Origin of the sequence: Phytomonospora sp. NPDC050363 (assembly GCF_040655735.1) — a bacterium.
GTDB lineage: Bacteria > Actinomycetota > Actinomycetes > Mycobacteriales > Micromonosporaceae > Phytomonospora.
In genome coordinates, this window is the sequence record NZ_JBFAKK010000011.1 from 97,339 (window position 1) to 113,119 (window position 15,781).

Annotated in this window: 16 protein-coding genes; 13 read left to right on the top strand and 3 right to left on the bottom strand. The window is 70.3% G+C overall.

Annotated features, from left to right (window positions below):
* Nucleotide 1: 1 nt before the first annotated feature.
* Entirely contained in the window at nucleotides 2-1,006 is a 1,005-nt protein-coding gene (locus AB0I28_RS27175) for a helix-turn-helix transcriptional regulator (protein ID WP_357497934.1), read from the top strand.
* 268 nt (nucleotides 1,007-1,274) lie between these two features.
* Here AB0I28_RS27175 and AB0I28_RS27180 read toward each other — a convergent pair whose 3' ends face one another.
* Nucleotides 1,275-2,150 carry a LysR family transcriptional regulator gene (locus AB0I28_RS27180; protein ID WP_357497935.1) on the bottom strand — a complete coding sequence of 292 codons (876 nt, stop codon included), beginning with the start codon at nucleotides 2,148-2,150 and terminating at the stop codon, nucleotides 1,275-1,277.
* A gap of 103 nt (nucleotides 2,151-2,253) precedes the next feature.
* On the opposite strand from AB0I28_RS27180, the gene AB0I28_RS27185 reads away from it, so the two are divergent.
* From AB0I28_RS27185 to AB0I28_RS27210, 6 genes are all read left to right on the top strand, one after another.
* Nucleotides 2,254-2,673 carry a hypothetical protein gene (locus tag AB0I28_RS27185; protein ID WP_357497937.1) on the top strand — a complete coding sequence of 140 codons (420 nt, stop codon included), beginning with the start codon at nucleotides 2,254-2,256 and terminating at the stop codon, nucleotides 2,671-2,673.
* On the top strand, nucleotides 2,666-4,243 hold the full coding sequence (locus AB0I28_RS27190; RefSeq protein WP_357497939.1) for a multicopper oxidase domain-containing protein: 1,578 nt from the start codon (nucleotides 2,666-2,668) through the stop codon (nucleotides 4,241-4,243). Before AB0I28_RS27185 ends, AB0I28_RS27190 begins: the two co-directional genes overlap by 8 nt.
* 62 nt (nucleotides 4,244-4,305) lie before the next feature.
* Nucleotides 4,306-4,905, top strand: coding sequence for a sulfite oxidase-like oxidoreductase (locus AB0I28_RS27195; protein ID WP_357497941.1), 600 nt, complete (start codon nucleotides 4,306-4,308; stop codon nucleotides 4,903-4,905).
* Nucleotides 4,875-5,627: a ferredoxin reductase gene (locus AB0I28_RS27200; RefSeq protein ID WP_357497943.1), complete on the top strand. Its 753-nt coding sequence runs from the start codon at nucleotides 4,875-4,877 to the stop codon at nucleotides 5,625-5,627. The genes AB0I28_RS27195 and AB0I28_RS27200 overlap by 31 nt, the downstream gene beginning before the upstream one ends.
* Nucleotides 5,627-5,887 (top strand): DUF6510 family protein, encoded by a 261-nt coding sequence (locus AB0I28_RS27205; RefSeq protein ID WP_357497944.1) that lies wholly within the window; start codon nucleotides 5,627-5,629, stop codon nucleotides 5,885-5,887. The genes AB0I28_RS27200 and AB0I28_RS27205 overlap by 1 nt, the downstream gene beginning before the upstream one ends.
* A gap of 144 nt (nucleotides 5,888-6,031) precedes the next feature.
* A complete protein-coding gene (locus tag AB0I28_RS27210) occupies nucleotides 6,032-6,577 on the top strand; it encodes an EF-hand domain-containing protein (protein ID WP_357497946.1) in 546 nt (181 codons plus the stop codon).
* Between the two features lie 47 nt (nucleotides 6,578-6,624).
* Here AB0I28_RS27210 and AB0I28_RS27215 read toward each other — a convergent pair whose 3' ends face one another.
* Entirely contained in the window at nucleotides 6,625-7,617 is a 993-nt protein-coding gene (locus tag AB0I28_RS27215; protein ID WP_357497947.1) for an NUDIX domain-containing protein, read from the bottom strand.
* Between the two features lie 363 nt (nucleotides 7,618-7,980).
* On the opposite strand from AB0I28_RS27215, the gene AB0I28_RS27220 reads away from it, so the two are divergent.
* The 3 genes from AB0I28_RS27220 to AB0I28_RS27230 all read left to right on the top strand — a co-directional run bounded on the left by AB0I28_RS27220 (nucleotide 7,981) and on the right by AB0I28_RS27230 (nucleotide 12,024).
* Complete coding sequence (locus tag AB0I28_RS27220; RefSeq protein WP_357497949.1) at nucleotides 7,981-9,855, top strand: hypothetical protein; 1,875 nt, start codon at nucleotides 7,981-7,983, stop codon at nucleotides 9,853-9,855.
* A 280-nt stretch (nucleotides 9,856-10,135) separates the two neighbouring features.
* Nucleotides 10,136-11,044 (top strand): hypothetical protein, encoded by a 909-nt coding sequence (locus AB0I28_RS27225; RefSeq protein WP_357497951.1) that lies wholly within the window; start codon nucleotides 10,136-10,138, stop codon nucleotides 11,042-11,044.
* Nucleotides 11,045-11,061: 17 nt separating this feature from the next.
* Nucleotides 11,062-12,024, top strand: a complete 963-nt coding sequence (locus AB0I28_RS27230; protein WP_357497953.1) for an HD domain-containing protein — start codon at nucleotides 11,062-11,064, stop codon at nucleotides 12,022-12,024.
* Between the two features lie 5 nt (nucleotides 12,025-12,029).
* Here the strand turns inward: AB0I28_RS27230 and AB0I28_RS27235 are convergent, their stop codons facing one another.
* Nucleotides 12,030-12,434 carry a hypothetical protein gene (locus AB0I28_RS27235; protein WP_357497955.1) on the bottom strand — a complete coding sequence of 135 codons (405 nt, stop codon included), beginning with the start codon at nucleotides 12,432-12,434 and terminating at the stop codon, nucleotides 12,030-12,032.
* Between the two features lie 138 nt (nucleotides 12,435-12,572).
* On the opposite strand from AB0I28_RS27235, the gene AB0I28_RS27240 reads away from it, so the two are divergent.
* From AB0I28_RS27240 to AB0I28_RS27250, 3 genes are read left to right on the top strand one after another with little or no spacing between them, the layout of a single operon-like run.
* The gene (locus AB0I28_RS27240; protein WP_357497956.1) at nucleotides 12,573-12,968 is read left to right on the top strand and encodes a hypothetical protein; all 396 of its coding nucleotides are present in this window, start codon (nucleotides 12,573-12,575) and stop codon (nucleotides 12,966-12,968) included.
* Nucleotides 12,965-13,450, top strand: coding sequence for a hypothetical protein (locus AB0I28_RS27245; RefSeq protein WP_357497958.1), 486 nt, complete (start codon nucleotides 12,965-12,967; stop codon nucleotides 13,448-13,450). The genes AB0I28_RS27240 and AB0I28_RS27245 overlap by 4 nt, the downstream gene beginning before the upstream one ends.
* Nucleotides 13,411-15,777, top strand: coding sequence for an AAA family ATPase (locus tag AB0I28_RS27250; RefSeq protein ID WP_357497959.1), 2,367 nt, complete (start codon nucleotides 13,411-13,413; stop codon nucleotides 15,775-15,777). Before AB0I28_RS27245 ends, AB0I28_RS27250 begins: the two co-directional genes overlap by 40 nt.
* Nucleotides 15,778-15,781: the final 4 nt, after the last annotated feature.

The window sequence follows — 15,781 nt, forward strand, 5'->3', positions numbered from 1 at the left end:
CATGCCTCGCCGGGAGACCGAACTCCCAGCGGACGAGACCGGCCCGGTGGTGCAGTTCGCGCGAGCTCTGCGGTACCTGCGCCACCGGGCCGGCTCGCCGACCTACCGGGAGATGGGACGCCGTACCCACTACAGCCACACGGCGCTGTCCCGCGCCGCGGGCGGCAAGCGCCTCCCCAGTTGGGAGGTGACCCGCGCCTTCGTCACCGCCTGCGAGGACGACCCTTCGAGATGGCGTGGGAGGCACGACCGGGCGGTCCGATCGACTTCCCCCAGGCCGGACGGTCTCAGCGGCAAGCGCAACCGGCGGCCCGGCTCGCGCGACACGTCGCCGTCTCGGGGGCGGGAGATCCCGGCCGAGTCCTTCGACGTTCTCATCACGCTCGCCGAAGAACTGGTGCAGGACCCCGGACCCGGCTCAACACCGGCGTCGCTGGCTATGCGCCTGCGCGTGCTCAAGGACGCCTCGGGCCTGTCGATCCGCCAGATCGCCCGCATCACCGAGCGAGACCTCATCGCCGACCACCCGTGCGGGCCGCTGGAGAAGATACCGGTCAGCACCATCGGGGACCTTCTCGACCAGACCCGCACGAGTTGGCCGAGTCCCGGCGCGCTCCGCTCGTTCCTCGTCGCGCTTCGGGCGCCCGCACTGGTGGTCCGCACGATCGTGAAAGCGGTCGAGGTGGCACGCGGCAGCGGCCTCCCGGTCCCCGCGCATGTGGCGCGCCGGATCACCGAGTTGTTCACCGTCGCCGAGGCGCGTGCCATCAGCGTCGACGAGATCGAGACGCTGGGTCTCGCCGGGCTGCTCGGTGAGCTCGCGGCGATCGACCAGACCGCCGACAGCCGGCTCATCGCCCGGTTGCAGGCCGAGATCGGGGCACTGCTGGCCAGCGCCGTCGATCCGGCGGCCGCGCCCGAAAGGCAGTGCGCGGCCGCTTTCCGGCAGGGACGGCTGGCGAGTTCGCGGCCCGACTGGCTCGACGCCTTACGGCCGCCGGGGTAGGCGGGCTCCGGCGATCGCTTTGGGTTCTCTCCATACGAGACGCCGCGAGAATTCCCTGCGGCGATCGCGGTGTCTACGATGGACTGCCGCAGCGAGTGGTCTACGCGCTGAGGTCCGCACGGTCGTGAACGCGGAGGGCGCGCTGAGTACGCCGACGTGGTCGAGGTGAAGGCGGCCGCCGCTCGATCGACGCCGCGGCGGCCCTCGTCGCCTCAGCCGCGTGGCCCGGCATGGTTCGGCGCATGCCCGCCGACCTCGCGCCCAGGATCTAACCCTCCCACCGCCACCCCCGGATCGTCTCCCGCATCAGCCTCGCCGCCCGCGTCAGGTGGTTCCCCGTGCCCCACACCAGCGTCAGCGTCCGCCTGCACTCGGGATGGTCGACGGCGACCCAGGCGACGGGCGCGGGAGGCGCGCCGCGGCGCGCGAAGCCCGGGACCAGCCCGACGCCGAGGCCGGCCCGGATGAGGTCGGCGACGGCGCCCGGCTCGTCGCCCTCGCACACGATCCTCGGCGCGAGCCCGTGTTCGGCGAAGAGGCGGTCGAGGAGGGCGCGCAGCCAATGCCCCCGGCGGCCGGTGATGAAGCCGTGCCCGGCCAGCTCGCCGACGGTCACGGACGCGCGCTCGGCGAGCGGGTGGCCGTACGGCACGGCGAGCCAGACGGGCTCTTCGAGCAGGCGGACGACGTCGAGCCCGTCGCCGTGGATCGGCTGGGAGGCGACGCACAGGTCGACGTCCTGCGCCCGCAGCGCCCGGCCCATCTCCCCGGCGGCCATCTGGTGCAGCACGACCTCGACGGAGGGGTGAGCCCGCTTGAACTCGGTGAGCGGCCCGGTGAGCGTCAGGAAGGTCTCCGACGCCAGCCGCACGCTCCCGAACCCCTCGCCGACCGCCTCGGCCACCGCGCGCCGCCCGGCGTCGAGTTCACCGAGGGAGCGTTCGACGTGCCGGCGGAAGACGCGTCCGGCGTCGTTGAGGCGCAGGCGGCCGGCGCGGTCGAAGAGGGGCGTGCCCAGCTCGGCTTCGAGGCGGGCGATCGTGCGGCTGAGGGAGGGCTGGGCGACGCGCAGCTCCTCGGCGGCTCGGCTGAGGTGCTCCAGCCGCGCGACCACGACGAACTGCCGGAGCGAGTGCAGGTCCATAGCTTCGAGAGCATAACCGCATAGCGATATTGGTCTTCGACAAGATAACGCACGGCACATAGCGTCGGCGGCGTCCACAACCCGAACGACAGGAGGGACGCTCATGGCGACCGCACAGCGGACGGCGCCCGCCGGATGGGTGCTGCGTGCGCTCGTGAGCGCGCACGTGGCCGCGATCTTCGGGCAGCCGGTCTTCGCCGGCGTCTACCTGACCGGCGACTTCGACGCGCTGCGCTGGCACGCGCTCGGCGCCGACGTCGTCTTCTACATCGCCCTGGCGCAACTGATCGCGGCGATCGTGGTGTGGGTCCGGCTCCGGCGGGCCTGGCCCTTCGTCACCACCGCGGCCCTCGTGGCCGCCGAGACGGTGCAGTACCTGGCCGGCATGGAGGGGGCGCTGTGGCTGCATCTCCCGTTGGGCGTGCTGACCGTCGCCGCGCTCGCCGTGCTGTTCATCGCCGTGTGGCGCGGGCCCGTGCGGTCGATCGCGCCCAGGATCGCCGAGGAGGCCGACGATGAGTGACCGACTGTCCCGGCGACGGCTGCTCGGCATCGGCGGCGGGCTCGGCCTGATCGCGGCCGGATGGCTGTCGGCATCGGCCGCGTTGTCCCGCCGGCCACCGGTCACCGGTGCCGAGCTGCGCAGCGCCGTGCCGCTGCCGCCACCGTTCCAGGTGCCCCTGCCGATCCCCGGCGTGCTGCGTCCGACCGGTACGGCCGGCGGCGTCGACCGCTACGAGATCACCCAGCGTCCGGTGACCGCCGAGATCCTGCCCGGCGTCGGCACTCCGTTGTGGACCTACGACGGCACCTTCCCGGGCCCGACGATCGAGTCGCGGCGAGGCCGGCCGGTCACCGTCACGCACCGCAACGAACTGCCAGTCCCGACGGTCGTGCACCTCCACGGCGGGCGGACGCCGGCCGACTCCGACGGCTACCCGACCGACCTCGTCATCCCGGCGGGCTGGCAGGCACACGGCGGCCACGGCACCCACGCGATGCACGACCCCCGCGCGGTCGTCACCGACCTCACCCGCGACTACACCTTCCCCCTCGACCAGCGCCCGGCGCTGCTCTGGTACCACGACCACCGCATGGACTTCACCGCCCCGGCGATCTGGCGCGGCCTCGCCGGGCTGCACATCGTCCGCGACGACGACGAGGAGTCGCTCGGCCTGCCCGCAGGTCCCCGCGAGCTGCCGCTCATGATCACCGACCGCGCGTTCGCCGCCGACGGGAGCCTCGACTACCCCTCCCTCGACCGGACGCTGCGCAGCGAACCGGGTGTCCTCGACCCCTACTTCGCCGGAGTCCTCGGCGACGTGATCCTGGTCAACGGCGCGCCCTGGCCGGTGTGCGAGGTCGACGCGGCCCGCCACCGGCTGCGGATCCTCAACGCCTCCAACGCCCGGCACTACGAACTCGAAGCGGTCACCGAGGACGGCCGCCGCCTCGACCTCGTCCAGGTCGGCGCCGACCAGGGCCTGCTCGCCGCGCCGGTCGCCCACCGGCTCCTGCCGATCGCGCCGGCCGAGCGCTACGACGTGGTCGTCGACTTCGCCGGTGTTCCGGTCGGCGGCATGGTCACGATCGTCAACCGGCTCGGGTCGGGCCGAACCCGCGAGGTGATGGCCTTCCGGGTCGCCCGTGAGGCCGCCGACGACAGCCGCGTGCCGGCGGTCCTGTCGCGAGACCTGCCCGACTGGCGGCGGTCGGAGGCGGCCGCGGTCCGCGAGTTCTCCTTCCGTGCCGGGCGGATGAACGGCGGCCACGGCTGGCTGATCGACGGGCTGCCCTTCGACCCCGCGCGCACCGACGTCGCCGTCGGCCTCGGCGACGTCGAGGTGTGGCGGCTGGTCGCCGACATCCACCACCCGATCCACCTGCACCTGGTCGGCTTCCGCGTCCTCTCGCGCGGGGGACGGCCGCCGCTGCCGCACGACGCGGGCCTCAAGGACACCGTCTCGCTGCGGCCGGGCGAGTCGGCCGAGATCATCACGCGCTTCGACGGCTACCGCGGCCGCTACCTCTTCCACTGCCACAACGCCGAGCACGAGGACATGGGCATGATGGCCAACCTGGAGGTCACCTGAGCCGGGGGCGAATCGGCCGAATTCATCCGGGACCGGCCGGTCAACGCGGATCATGGCTTGTCATGGGCATCGTGACACCGGGTTTCCACGGCAAACGCCGCACCGACTCCGATCGGGTGCCGCCCGGCCAGTACCTGACCGACGACTTCCCGGTCCTGTCGGCCGGCCCCACGCCGCGCGTCTCGCGCGACTCGTGGGAGCTGGCCGTCATCACCGAGTCGGGCGAGCGCGCGTCCTGGTCGTGGGAGGAGTTCACGGCGCTGCCGCAGGAGACCCCCACCGTCGACATCCACTGCGTGACGCGCTGGTCGAAGCTCGACACGTCCTGGGAGGGGGTGTCCCTCGACGTGCTGCTCGCCGACGTCGAGTCGGCCGCCGACTACGCCGTCGTGCACGCCTACGGCGGCTACACCGCGAACCTGCCGCTGGAGGACCTCCTCGACGGGAAGGCGTGGATCGCGCACCGCTTCGACGGCGAGGACCTGCATCCCGAGCACGGCGGGCCCGCGCGGCTGGTGGTCCCGCACCTCTACTTCTGGAAGTCGGCGAAGTGGGTGCGCGCGATCGAACTGACCTTGTCCGACGAGCCCGGGTTCTGGGAGACCGCCGGGTATCACAACTACGGGGATCCATGGCGGGAAGAGCGCTACCAGCTGGACTAGTCGCGCGTCGGGGCTGGCGCACCGCGCGGCTGGCGTCGTTTCGCGAGGAAACGCCGACGGCGCGGACGCTGGTGCTGGAGGTGCCGGGGTGGCCGGGGCATCTGGCGGGGCAGCACGTCGACGTCCGGCTCACCGCCGAGGACGGGTACAGCGCCGAGCGCGCCTACTCGCTGGCCGGGCCGGCGGTCGGGGAGCGGATCGAGCTGACGGTCCAGGCGCTGCCCGACGGGGAGGTGTCGCCGTTTCTGGCCGGTGCCTTCGCCCTCGGCGATCCGGTGGAGATCCGCGGGCCGGTCGGCGGCTGGTTCACCTGGCGGCCGGAGGAGACCGCGCCGGTGCTGCTGGTCGCGGGCGGATCAGGGGTCGTGCCGCTGGCGGCGATGGTGCGGGCGCGTCGGGCGTCGGGGAGCCGGGCGGGGTTCCGGCTCGTCTACTCGGTGCGAACGCCCGAGGACGTGTTCTACCGCGAGGAGCTGACCCGGCCGGTGGTCGACGGCGTCGAGACGACCGTGCTGTTCACGCGAGCGGCGCCGCCGGGCGCTTCGCGGGGGCCGGGGCGCATCACGGCCGCCGACCTCGGCGCGCACGGCTGGCCGCCGGAGTTCGAGCCGCATTGCTTCGTGTGCGGGCCGACCGGTTTCGTCGAGACCGTCGCCGACATCCTCGTCGCCGTCGGCCACTCGCCCGACCGGATCAAGACCGAGCGCTTCGGAGGCCGCTGATGACCACTCTGGACGGCAACGTACTCGCCGGGCCGCTCGCCGAGATCTTCGCGCGGGACATGACCGGGGCTCGGGGGCGCTGCGGGAACTGCTCGCGCACGGGCGCGCTGGCGACCCTCGTCGTCTACACCGACGCGCCGGGGCTGGTCGCGCGCTGTCCGGGCTGCGCGCACGTCACCGTCCGGATCACCCGGACCGCCGAGGGGACCTGCCTCGACCTTTCGGGGCTGGCGTTCCTGCGCATTCCCGACGAGCGGTGAGCCGCTACTGACGCAAATGCGACTGCGCAACCTCCACCCGTGCCGACGTGACGGAGGCAGAATGAGGCTGTCGGCCGGTGGCGCCAGCGGGTCGCCCGCCGGGTCCTCCGCGTCGGCTGCACCCACTGCGACTAGGGGGAATACATGCTCTCCGACTTCCAGCAGCGCAAGGTGGACCGCTGTTTCAGGCACTTCGACATCAACGGCGACGGATTCATCGACGTCCGGGACGGCGGCAAGCTCGCCCAGGCGTTCATCAACGGGCTCGGGCCGACCGACCCGATCGTCCAGACGGTGGTTCACGAGCGGGTCGACCTGTACTACCGGCAGCTGGCGAAGGCGATCGACGCCGACAAGGACGGCCGGATCTCCGGCGAGGAGTTCCGCCACGTCTTCGACACGACCATCCTCACCGCGCCCGAGGGCTATGAGCGCTACCTGAGGCCCCTTGTCGACGTGGTGTTCAGCTGCTGCGACGCCGACGGCGACGGCAAGATCGACCGGCGTGAGTTCCTCTCGATGCAGACGCTCCTCGGCACCGAGGATGAGGACGCGCGGGAGGCCTTCAAACGGCTCGACTCCGACGGCGACGGGCGCATCTCGCGGGGCGAGTTCACCGCCGCCGCGCGTGAGTACTACACCGGCGACGAGCGCGACTCCGCCGGGAGCTGGTTGTTCGGGAAGGTTTAGGGCTTTTGGTCGCCGCCGTCCGTGTCCTGTCGGTGCGGACGGCGGAACTACGACCAGATGAAGAAGAGGATCGAGGCGAGTAGCCCGACCAGACCGACGATCAGGCCCCAGAACTCCAGCGACCGCCCGCGGAAGAGCGCGATGACGCCGTCGGTGCCAGGAGGGCTGAGACTGAGGGCCAGGCCGCCGATGCCTTCGGGGAGTCGGCAGGCGAGATCGTGAAGGGCCTTGAGGTTCAGTGTCTGCCCTTCGACGGCCGAGTGTTCCGACAGCAGGTGACGCTCGCTGATCCAGCGGGCGTGCGGTCCGACGGGGATGTCGCCTCGGCTCGACCGGAGGTGGAAGAACTTCATCCGGTACGCGGTGGCGGCGCCATAGGTGCGGGAGACCTGCGTCGTCTCGACGGTTCCGAGTTCGACGAGCTCGTCGAAGGCTGGGTCGAAGACGAACCGCGGCAGTTCCTCGTTGAGTTCGCGCAGGGCTGTCGCCCGCAGGTCGTGGTCGCCCGAACGCCGGTGGCCGCCGGGAAGCTGGAACTGGCCGGCGATGTCGTCGTGCAGGACGAGGTAGACGGTGCCGTATTTGCGGGTGCGGCGGTTGACGAGGACCTGTGCCACCTCGACCCTGCGAAGAGGCGCCGCGCTCGGGTCTCTGCACAGCCGCCTGCGTTCGAGCAAGTAGAGAAACTGAGCCCCCGCGAGGGCCTGGTCACCGGAGTAGGGCGGATCGACCGTCCCCGGCCTCGACCAGTCCTCCAGTATCGGAGCCTTCTCCGCGATGTGATGCGCGAGGCTGCTCAGGAACAGGTGGGCCGCCGGAGCCGCGGCCTTGACCGTGGTGACACCGGGCGTGGACTCGGCGATCCGCAGTACCCCGAATCCGGCGAGGAGCTCCACCAGGATGTTCCCCGAAGCGGTCGGCAGCGGTGCTCGGTCCCCGGACCTCGAACAGAGTTCTTGAACGCTGACCGGGCTCTCGTCGTGGCCGGGCACGGACTTGATGAAGGCGGTCAGCGTCTTGCGGTAATCGTCGATCATCATGTGGAAACCAAGCTTGTCGGGACTTCTCAACGAAGTACGCTCGGACACGACTTTCATTGTCAGGGACGCGACAGGATCAATATATTGAACTGTGCAACTTGAATTGCATTGATATCTGTGATCGTACCGTCCGGCGATCAATACTTCGACCCTCGACAATGTCCGCTTTGAGGTATTTGATCGCGCAGATCGTGAGAAATATCAGCCCACGACACGCCGTAGTGAGAGGTTGCGTGCCGCCCACCTTTGGTCCACCATGGGATGTGGCGAGGTTGGGGCTCGTTTCAGTGGAGGTCGGACCAATAGAATCACGACGTTGCTTCGTATCAGTGTGGGGCGAAGTTGTGTCGCAATGGGGGGCACATGCAGATCATTGGAAGTCACCCGGCTATTACCGGTGGAGATATCCGGCGCCTTGTGTCGTCCTTACCGATCTCGCGTCCAGTAGGCGGTGAACACGCCGAGACGGTCCGGCTCTTAGCCGGGGGATACAGCGGTTCGCTGGTGGCCCTCGTCTGGCCGGGTGCCGCCGATCCACTTGTCGTCAAGTGCGGACCCCAGGAACAGATCATCGCCGAGCACTCGCGCAGGCGGGAATACGAGGGCGAGGACACCTGGCTGCACCGTGAAGGGCTTGATGGTATTTCCGATCCAGTCGAGGTGTCCGTCGGAGGTAAGGACGTCGTCTGGCGGGTGATCGCCTACCGGTACATCGGTGCGCGAAGCTTCGAGGAGCTGACGCATTTCAGTGACTTTGAGGGGTTCGTGAAGACCTATCTGTGGAGTGCCAACAGGGACGTCGCCGCCTCCGACGACACTCTGCGAGCCTGCTTCCGCGCCATAAGCGCCAAGCTCGGTACCTCCCACACGTCGACGACCGCTCTGTCCCAGCCGTTGACCAGGTATCTCGGCGCCATTCGGTGGGACTCGGGCATTCTCGCGGTGCTCAACACCGCGAAGTCCTTCTGCCCCGATCTACCGAATCTCAACGGATTCAGGGAGTGGTGGGACGAGCAGGTCTCGACCGTGCGGCTCGCTCCCGTCCACGACGACCGAAAACTTCATGGGGACGCCAGGTTCGCCAACGTTCTCGTCGACTCCGTTCACGCCGAGGTCGAGGTGATCGACTTCGAGCACGTCAAACGGGGTCACGTCTTCGAGGACTTCGCGCGCTTCGAGATGGACCTGCTGTTTCGGACCGTGCCGCGGGTGGACGACGACTCCCAGGAGCTCGACCGCTCGGAGATGATCGGGGTCCTGGACTTCCTGCTACGCGATGGCCTCTTCTTCGAGACGGAGGATCGCGACGAGCCCCGGCACCTCAAGTGCTTCAGGCTCTGGCGGCACTCGATGTCGCAGGTTCTCCCGCAGATCGTCCAGCCCGGCGCGCTCATGATGTACCGCTGGTTCCTGCTGCGCGAATGTCTGAAGCGGACGCGATGGCTGGACACCGACATCACGGCGGTCGTCTACACCATCTGTGCGTTGCGAAAGCACTTGTCCGGTGATGCGGGGACCGCTGCTTGGATCTCGACGGCGCCACAGACCATTGCTTCGGCGCTGCACTGCCAGGCGGTCTATGCCGCCACTCCCGGCAGCGAACGCCGGGTGAACAACCGACGCAACCAAGCCAAGAAGGCGGCGATCGCAGGGCCGCCGAAGCGCATATCGACGATCCGGCTCCTCGCCGAGACCGGGCAGTCCTACCTCTCGCCGCGCGGAGTCCTCCACGACGAGGTCGAGGACGCGCTGGCGAACGGCTCGGGCCTCCAGATCGTGATCTGCAACCCCGCCGTGCCCGAGTACTTCGGTCTGTCGGAAAGCTATGGGAGGTCGGACGACGGTGCCTACCAGGCTCATCCGGACCTGCTGAGCAAGACCCAGGAGAGCATCCGCGGGTACAGCATGCTCCGCCAGGAGTACGGGAACCGTATCGAGCTGCGACTCAGTCGCTTCGGGCTGGGCGCAACGGTGCTCCTGACCCACGACGCCTCCTTCTACGAGCCCTACTTCAGGGTCCCGCGGGCCCTTCGCCAGCGGCATCTCTTCGACTCATTCGAGTTGCAGTTCGATGCCGCGGGGGCGCACAGCAGGCGGCTACTGGAAGGCACCTTCGACTTCTATTGGCACAACTCCGATGAGGTCGACGACATCACGCTGCGTTCGGCTGCCTATGACGACCTGAAGGCCGCGTTCCTGGCGCTGTGGAATCGAGCACGCAATGACAGATACGGCTGAACGTGACCGGCCCCCTCTGATCGCCGAGCACGACACCTGGATCAGCGTCGATCCCGTCGTCGGTTGCCCGGCTCAATGTCGGTACTGCTACCTGGGCAAGCTGGGTCTGACAAGGTCCAAGCCTCTGCTCAGGCGGGAACCGAGACTGCTGGCGGGGGACCTCCACTCCTACTTGCACGGCCGCCGGGCCGAACTCATCGACCCGGCGACCGACCAGACCCCGATCTGTGTCGGCAACTACACCGACATGCAGATGACGCCGCAGAACAGGTCGGCGACCGTGGCGATCATCGCGGAACTGACGGCCAGGTTCCGGCCGCGGCCGCTGGTGCTGATAACCAAAGCGCGCCTCTCGGCTTCGGTGGTGGAGCGCCTCGACGGTTTCGGCTGGCCCATCACCTGGTTCCTTAGCCAGTCCTTCGCGACGGGAGAACTTGAGCGACTGGAGAACGGGCCCATCGCCGACTTCGAGGGCACTCTCGCCAATGCTCGGCTGGTGTCATCGTCGCGCCATCAGCGCGCGGTGCACTTCTGGCGTCCTTTCGTGGTCGAGCTGTCCTCGATCTCGGCGGGCCGGGACGAGGTGGTCGGTCGGCTCAAAGGATCGGGCATGGCCTGTTCGGTGGTCGTCGGTTTCCAGCGCGGTCCGGGCGTGCCTCTGGACGACGAGAGGTTGTCCTCCCTGCTGCCGTCGGTCTTTGCGGTCCCGGGCGACGGAGAGGTCTTCGACCACGCCGGCTGGCGCCAGGTCCGTGCGGCCGCCAAGAGGCACCGGTATCCGGTCTACCGGCACAGTTCCTGCGCGATCGCGCGCGTTGCCGGACGAGCCGAGGCGCTGGGGACATGGCGGGCGGAGTCGGCGGCGGAGCGGTGTCTTCCCTGCCAGTGTCCCGTCGGGCAGCGGACGCTGTGCGACTTCCGAAAGGCGACGAGTCGGCCGACGCGGTCCGAGGGCGAGCGCTTCTCGCGACGGGTGGCCGCTTTCCTGGGACTGAAGGACCGGCTCGTCGCTTACGACGATTCGACACGTTCGCTGCGGATCGAGGCCGCCGTCGGCGAGTACGACTTCAACACGGTCCTCCACGCTGCGAAGGGCGCGTTCCTTCCCACGGTCCGCGCGTTCATCGGGCAGAAGGCCTGGCACGGCCCGTTCATCTCACAACCGCTAGACAGACAGGATCAGGAATGAGTCGAGGGCGGCCTGCGGTGCGCATCAATATCCTGGCGTCGGACTGGTTCCGGACCCGTTTGGACAGGCTCGGTAACATCACGGGCTTCGTCACCGTTTACGGACAGGAGCACGATCCCAGGACCCGGGTGTTCGCCCGGGAAGGTCACGTGAGGCGGGTCGCGGGGGTCGCGGCGCGGCTTTCGGTTCTCGCCGGCGACGTGGACGCCGAGCAGGTCAGGATCCTGGCATGGATCCACGATCTGAATCGCTGGCCGTTCGCCCACAACAGTGAGAAGGGCCGCTTCGACCAGGTCGCCAACATCGGGGCTTACTTTGCACTCGCGCCCGGGATCGGGCGGGGGCAGGTGCAGGACTTGCGCGCGATCCACCGGAAGGACGCCTCGACGGCGAGCGACGAGGGCCGTGTTGTGCTCCTTGCCGACACGCTGACCGGGATGGTCGAGGATCTGTTGCTGGTGGTCGCCGGCCTGAACGTCCATCCGCGGATCATCACGCCCGAAGTCGAGAAACTGCTGAGCCTTTCGCTGCGAGCCGGTGGCCGGCTGGCGGCTTTGCGCAGGCTCACTGGGCTGCTGCACGGCAGGGAGCGGCGCGTCGAACTCTTCGAGGTCGAGTTCGACCAGGTCTTCGGCTCGCTCATTCAGGATTTCCTGCGAGAGAAGGGGGTTGACTCGCTCTGGCCGGCGTACGGCGAACTCATCGCGGTTCCGAAACTCGTCAAGGAGACCTTCACCAGGCCGGTGGTGTTCCCACTGAACAACGACCGCGTGTGTCACTCCGGCTGGCTGAGGGGAAGTGTGGTGCCCTGGTATCTGAACCGGACGCCGGATGCCGCGGAGCGGCTGCTCCGGATCGACGAGCGGCAGTTCGTCGAGGAGGTGACGGCCGCAGAGGACACGCCGTTCGCACCGGAGCAGTTCCGGCCCGACATCGACTGTGTACGCAGGGACACGCCCGCGATGGCCTTCCTGTCGTAGGGCGTTTAGGCCTCCCCACCACCCGCCGCCTCGACGGCGACGCTGATGTCGGCGTCGCCGTAGGCGGTGCGCACGCCGGAGAAGGACATGCCGGCGGCCTCGGCGAGCGCGCCGAGCGTGTACGGGCGGGGGCGGACGACTTCGCGGCCGTAGGCGAGCAGCGCGCGGATCTCGGCTTCGGCGCGTTCCTTGCGGGCGCGGGCCCGCGCGAGTGCCCGGAGGAGGGGGTCGGCGTCGTCGGCCAGGAGTTCCGCCTCCAGTTCGTCCATGAAGCGGCGGCGGTCCTCGCTGACCTCCACGAGCCGCCGCGAGTAGTCCTCGGTGACGCCCTCTTCGGGGGGTTCGGGGCGGGGGTGGGCGATCGCCGCGATGTCGTCCAGCAGCGGGTAGAAGGTGCCTTTGCTCTGCATGGAGACGATGCTAACCAATGTTTGCGATAGTCGCAAATATCTGCGCTCATCGTAAGTCAAGCAAGTGTCCGGAACATGTCCGGAGAAGACTCCGCTTCATTGTCGGCGCCCCGCCTCCGCGTCAGGATCGTCTCCTCAATGGACACCTGGTGTGGAGGTGTGTGGAGGGTGAGCATGGGCGTCGGCGCGTTCCGGGACCCTGTATCGGCACTGCGCTGGCTCGGCAGCGCGGTGACCGTCCGATCGTCGAACCGAACCCGGCTCGGCCGCCTCAGGGCCGTGCACGACAGCCTCGCCGCCGAACGCTGCGCGGGGCCCGACATCGCCACCGGTCTGCTCGCACTGTCTCTTGTGGAGACCGCGCTGACCGCGCACGGGCGGCTCGCCGAGATCGACGACTGGCCCAGCCAGGAGGACCTCACCGACTCCGTGCGCGACCTCGGCCGCCGCCTCGGCGCGGCCGCCGAACTCCCCGACCACCTCGAACTCCGCCGACCCGACGGCACGGTCCTGCGCCTGGCGCGCGCCTCGTGAAACTCCTGCTCACCCTGTGGCGCTGCGGGCCTCTGGTCGCCGCCGCCGCGCTGGCCCCGGTGCCCTTCGCGCTGACCGGCGCAACGCCCTGGACGCTTCCCCTCGCCCTGGCGGCGCTCGGGCTCGTCCTCCGCTTCGGCAGCCGGGCCTGGGTCGACCGGTGCGCGGTCAGGCTCGAACGCGCGCTGCTCATCGCGCCCCCGGGCCACCGGTGGCCGCTGCGCGCCCGCGCGGTCGACATCTGGGAGGTGCGCACGGTGATGCACCGCCGTTTCGGTCTCGTCGACGCGGTCCGCCCCGGGCCCGAGGAGACGCCGGCGACCGCCGTCGTCCACTTCGCACTGTCCACATACGACAAAAGTGCGCACCCGCACACGCCCGGCGAGCTGCGCGTTCCGGTGGATGCGAGCATTGGCAGCGCTCCCACTGCGATAATGGGCCGGTGCCCAGACGACCTGCCGATGACGCGCTCGTCACGCTAGGAAAGGCCATGCGCGCCGCCCGCGAGCGGCGCGGCGTCTCCCTGCGCTCGCTCGCCGCCCGCCTCGGCTACGGCCACAGCGCCTTCACCGACTACGAACTGGGCCGACGCCTGCCACCGCAGGACATCCTGGACGGCTACGAGACCTTACTCGACGCCACCGGTGGCCTCACCGACCTGCGCCGGGCCGTCCTGACCCACCGCGCCACGGCCGCTCGCGGGGAGCGGCCGGTGGCGCAACTGCCCGCGGCGCCGACGGTGTTCGTCGGCCGCGAGGCCGAACTGGCCTTCCTGCTCGGCCTCGCCGAGTCCGCCGCCACCGGCGAGCGCCCGACCGCCGTGCTCATCCACGGCCAGCCCGCCGTCGGCAAGACCGCGCTGGCGCTGACCGCCGCGCACACGGCCGTGGCCTCGGGCAAGGCCTTCGACACCGTGCTGCACCTCGAACTCGCCGACGCCGCACGCCCGGCCGGCGAGGCACTGCACTACATGCTCACCGCCCTCGGGGTCGGCGAGCCCGACATCCCGCCGTCCACGGCCGGGAGGTCGGGGCTCCTGCGCTCCCTGCTGGCCCACCACGGGGCGCTGATCGTCCTCGACAACGCCGCCGACGTCCGCCAGATCGCGCCGCTCCTGCCGGGCGCGGGCCGTTCGCTGGTGCTCATCACCAGCCGCCGCCGCTTCTCCGATCCCGCGATCGGCCACGAGCTGTCCCTACCGCCGCTTCCCGAGGAGCACTCCACCGTCCTATTGCGACGCCTGGTCGGCGGCTCGCGCTGCGACGGCGAACCCGAGGCCGTCGGCGACGTCGTGGCCGCCTGCGCGGGTCTGCCGCTCGCGCTGCGGATCGCCGCCCACCGCATCGTGGGCACGCCCGACTGGCCGCTCGCCCACTACGCCGGGCAGCTGCGCGACGAGCGGCGCCGCCTCGCCGCGCTCGAAGTGCCCGGCGGTGAGGTCCGCGCGGCCTTCGACCTGTCCTACGAGGCCATGCCCGACTCCGCGCGCACCCTCTTTCGCCGGATCGCCCTGGTGCCAGGGGGAGTGGTCGGCGAACGCGACGCCGCCGAACTCGTCGACACCGACCCCGGCTCCGCGCTCGCCGACCTCGCCGGCGCCAGCCTGCTGTCGCCCACCGAGCGTCCCGGCCGCTACCGCCTGCACGACCTGCTGCGCGTCTACGCCGGGCACCGCCTCGACCTCGACGAGCCCGCCGAGGTGCGCGAGGCGGTGCGCGCCAAGCTCTTCACCCGCATCATCGACGCCGCCGTCGAGGCCGGGGACGGGCTGACCCCCGGCGCCGGCCCGGGCTATCCGGGCGGCAGTGAGGCGGCACTGTCCCATCTGGACGAAGAGGCCGACGCGATCGTGGACGTGCTCGCCGCTCTGGCCAAGGGATCGGGCCGGATGCCGCCACCGCGCACGCTCGGCAGGCTCGTCGAGTCGATGGCCTGGTACTGCGACCACCGGTGCCGCTGGGCACTGCTGCGCGCGGTCGGCCGCCACGGCCTCGTCCTGTCCGGCCGTCTCGGCGACCCGCTGCTGGAAGCGGTCTCCCGCAACGCCATCGGGCTCGCCTACAGCGAGGGCAACCGGCCCGCGGTGGCCGTCGAGCACCTCGGCAAGGCGCTGACCGCCGCCCGGCTCGCCGGCGACTGGAGCGAGGAGGCCGAGACGCTCGGCTTCCTCGGCCTGGCCACCCGCAACCTCGGCCGCTACGTCGAGGCCTCCGAGCACCACCGGGCCGCACTGGCCGTCCACGAGGCGCACGACCACGTGCGCGGGACCGCGCAGGAACTCGGCCGGCTCGGGCACTCGCTGAGCCTGCACGGCGAACACGAGGAGGGCCTGGCGGCACTGCGCCGGGCGCTGCGCGTCTGGCACGAGCTCGACGCGCCCCGCTCGGCCGCGATGGCCCGCTACCGCCTGGCCGCCGTGTACATCCACTGTGGACGCGCGCTGGAAGGGCTGGCCGAGGCGCGTGCCGCCCGCGCCGTCTTCGCCGAGGTCTGCGACACCTGGGGCGTGGCCGCCGCCGACCAGCTCACCGGCGCCTGCGAACACGCACTCGGCGAGCACTCGCGTGCCGCCGCGGCCCTGCGAGAGGCCGCCGACCTCTTCGACCGGCTCGCCGACCGCCTCCGCCAGGCGCAGACCCTGCGCGTCCTCACCTTCGTGCACGAGGCGACCGGGGCGACCGACGCGGCCCGCGCGGCCCGGCTGCGCGCCCTGAGCGTCCTGTCGCAGCTCGAACCGACACCGGTCATCGACGCCGAGCGCGCGGTCCTGGAAAGCGTCCCCGGGGCGCAGGCGCCGCCGTTCCTGTGAAGAC

Excerpts from the sequence above, each read along its gene's own strand:
- AB0I28_RS27175 (WP_357497934.1), top strand. The coding sequence starts at position 2 with ATGCCTCGCCGGGAGACCGAACTCCCAGCGGACGAGACCGGCCCGGTG.
- AB0I28_RS27180 (WP_357497935.1), bottom strand. The coding sequence starts at position 2,150 with ATGGACCTGCACTCGCTCCGGCAGTTCGTCGTGGTCGCGCGGCTGGAG.
- AB0I28_RS27195 (WP_357497941.1), top strand. The coding sequence starts at position 4,306 with ATGGGCATCGTGACACCGGGTTTCCACGGCAAACGCCGCACCGACTCC.
- AB0I28_RS27215 (WP_357497947.1), bottom strand. The coding sequence starts at position 7,617 with ATGATGATCGACGATTACCGCAAGACGCTGACCGCCTTCATCAAGTCC.
- AB0I28_RS27210 (WP_357497946.1), top strand. The coding sequence starts at position 6,032 with ATGCTCTCCGACTTCCAGCAGCGCAAGGTGGACCGCTGTTTCAGGCAC.
- AB0I28_RS27200 (WP_357497943.1), top strand. The coding sequence starts at position 4,875 with ATGGCGGGAAGAGCGCTACCAGCTGGACTAGTCGCGCGTCGGGGCTGG.
- AB0I28_RS27240 (WP_357497956.1), top strand. The coding sequence starts at position 12,573 with ATGGACACCTGGTGTGGAGGTGTGTGGAGGGTGAGCATGGGCGTCGGC.
- AB0I28_RS27185 (WP_357497937.1), top strand. The coding sequence starts at position 2,254 with ATGGCGACCGCACAGCGGACGGCGCCCGCCGGATGGGTGCTGCGTGCG.
- AB0I28_RS27220 (WP_357497949.1), top strand. The coding sequence starts at position 7,981 with ATGCAGATCATTGGAAGTCACCCGGCTATTACCGGTGGAGATATCCGG.
- AB0I28_RS27190 (WP_357497939.1), top strand. The coding sequence starts at position 2,666 with ATGAGTGACCGACTGTCCCGGCGACGGCTGCTCGGCATCGGCGGCGGG.
- AB0I28_RS27205 (WP_357497944.1), top strand. The coding sequence starts at position 5,627 with ATGACCACTCTGGACGGCAACGTACTCGCCGGGCCGCTCGCCGAGATC.
- AB0I28_RS27235 (WP_357497955.1), bottom strand. The coding sequence starts at position 12,434 with ATGCAGAGCAAAGGCACCTTCTACCCGCTGCTGGACGACATCGCGGCG.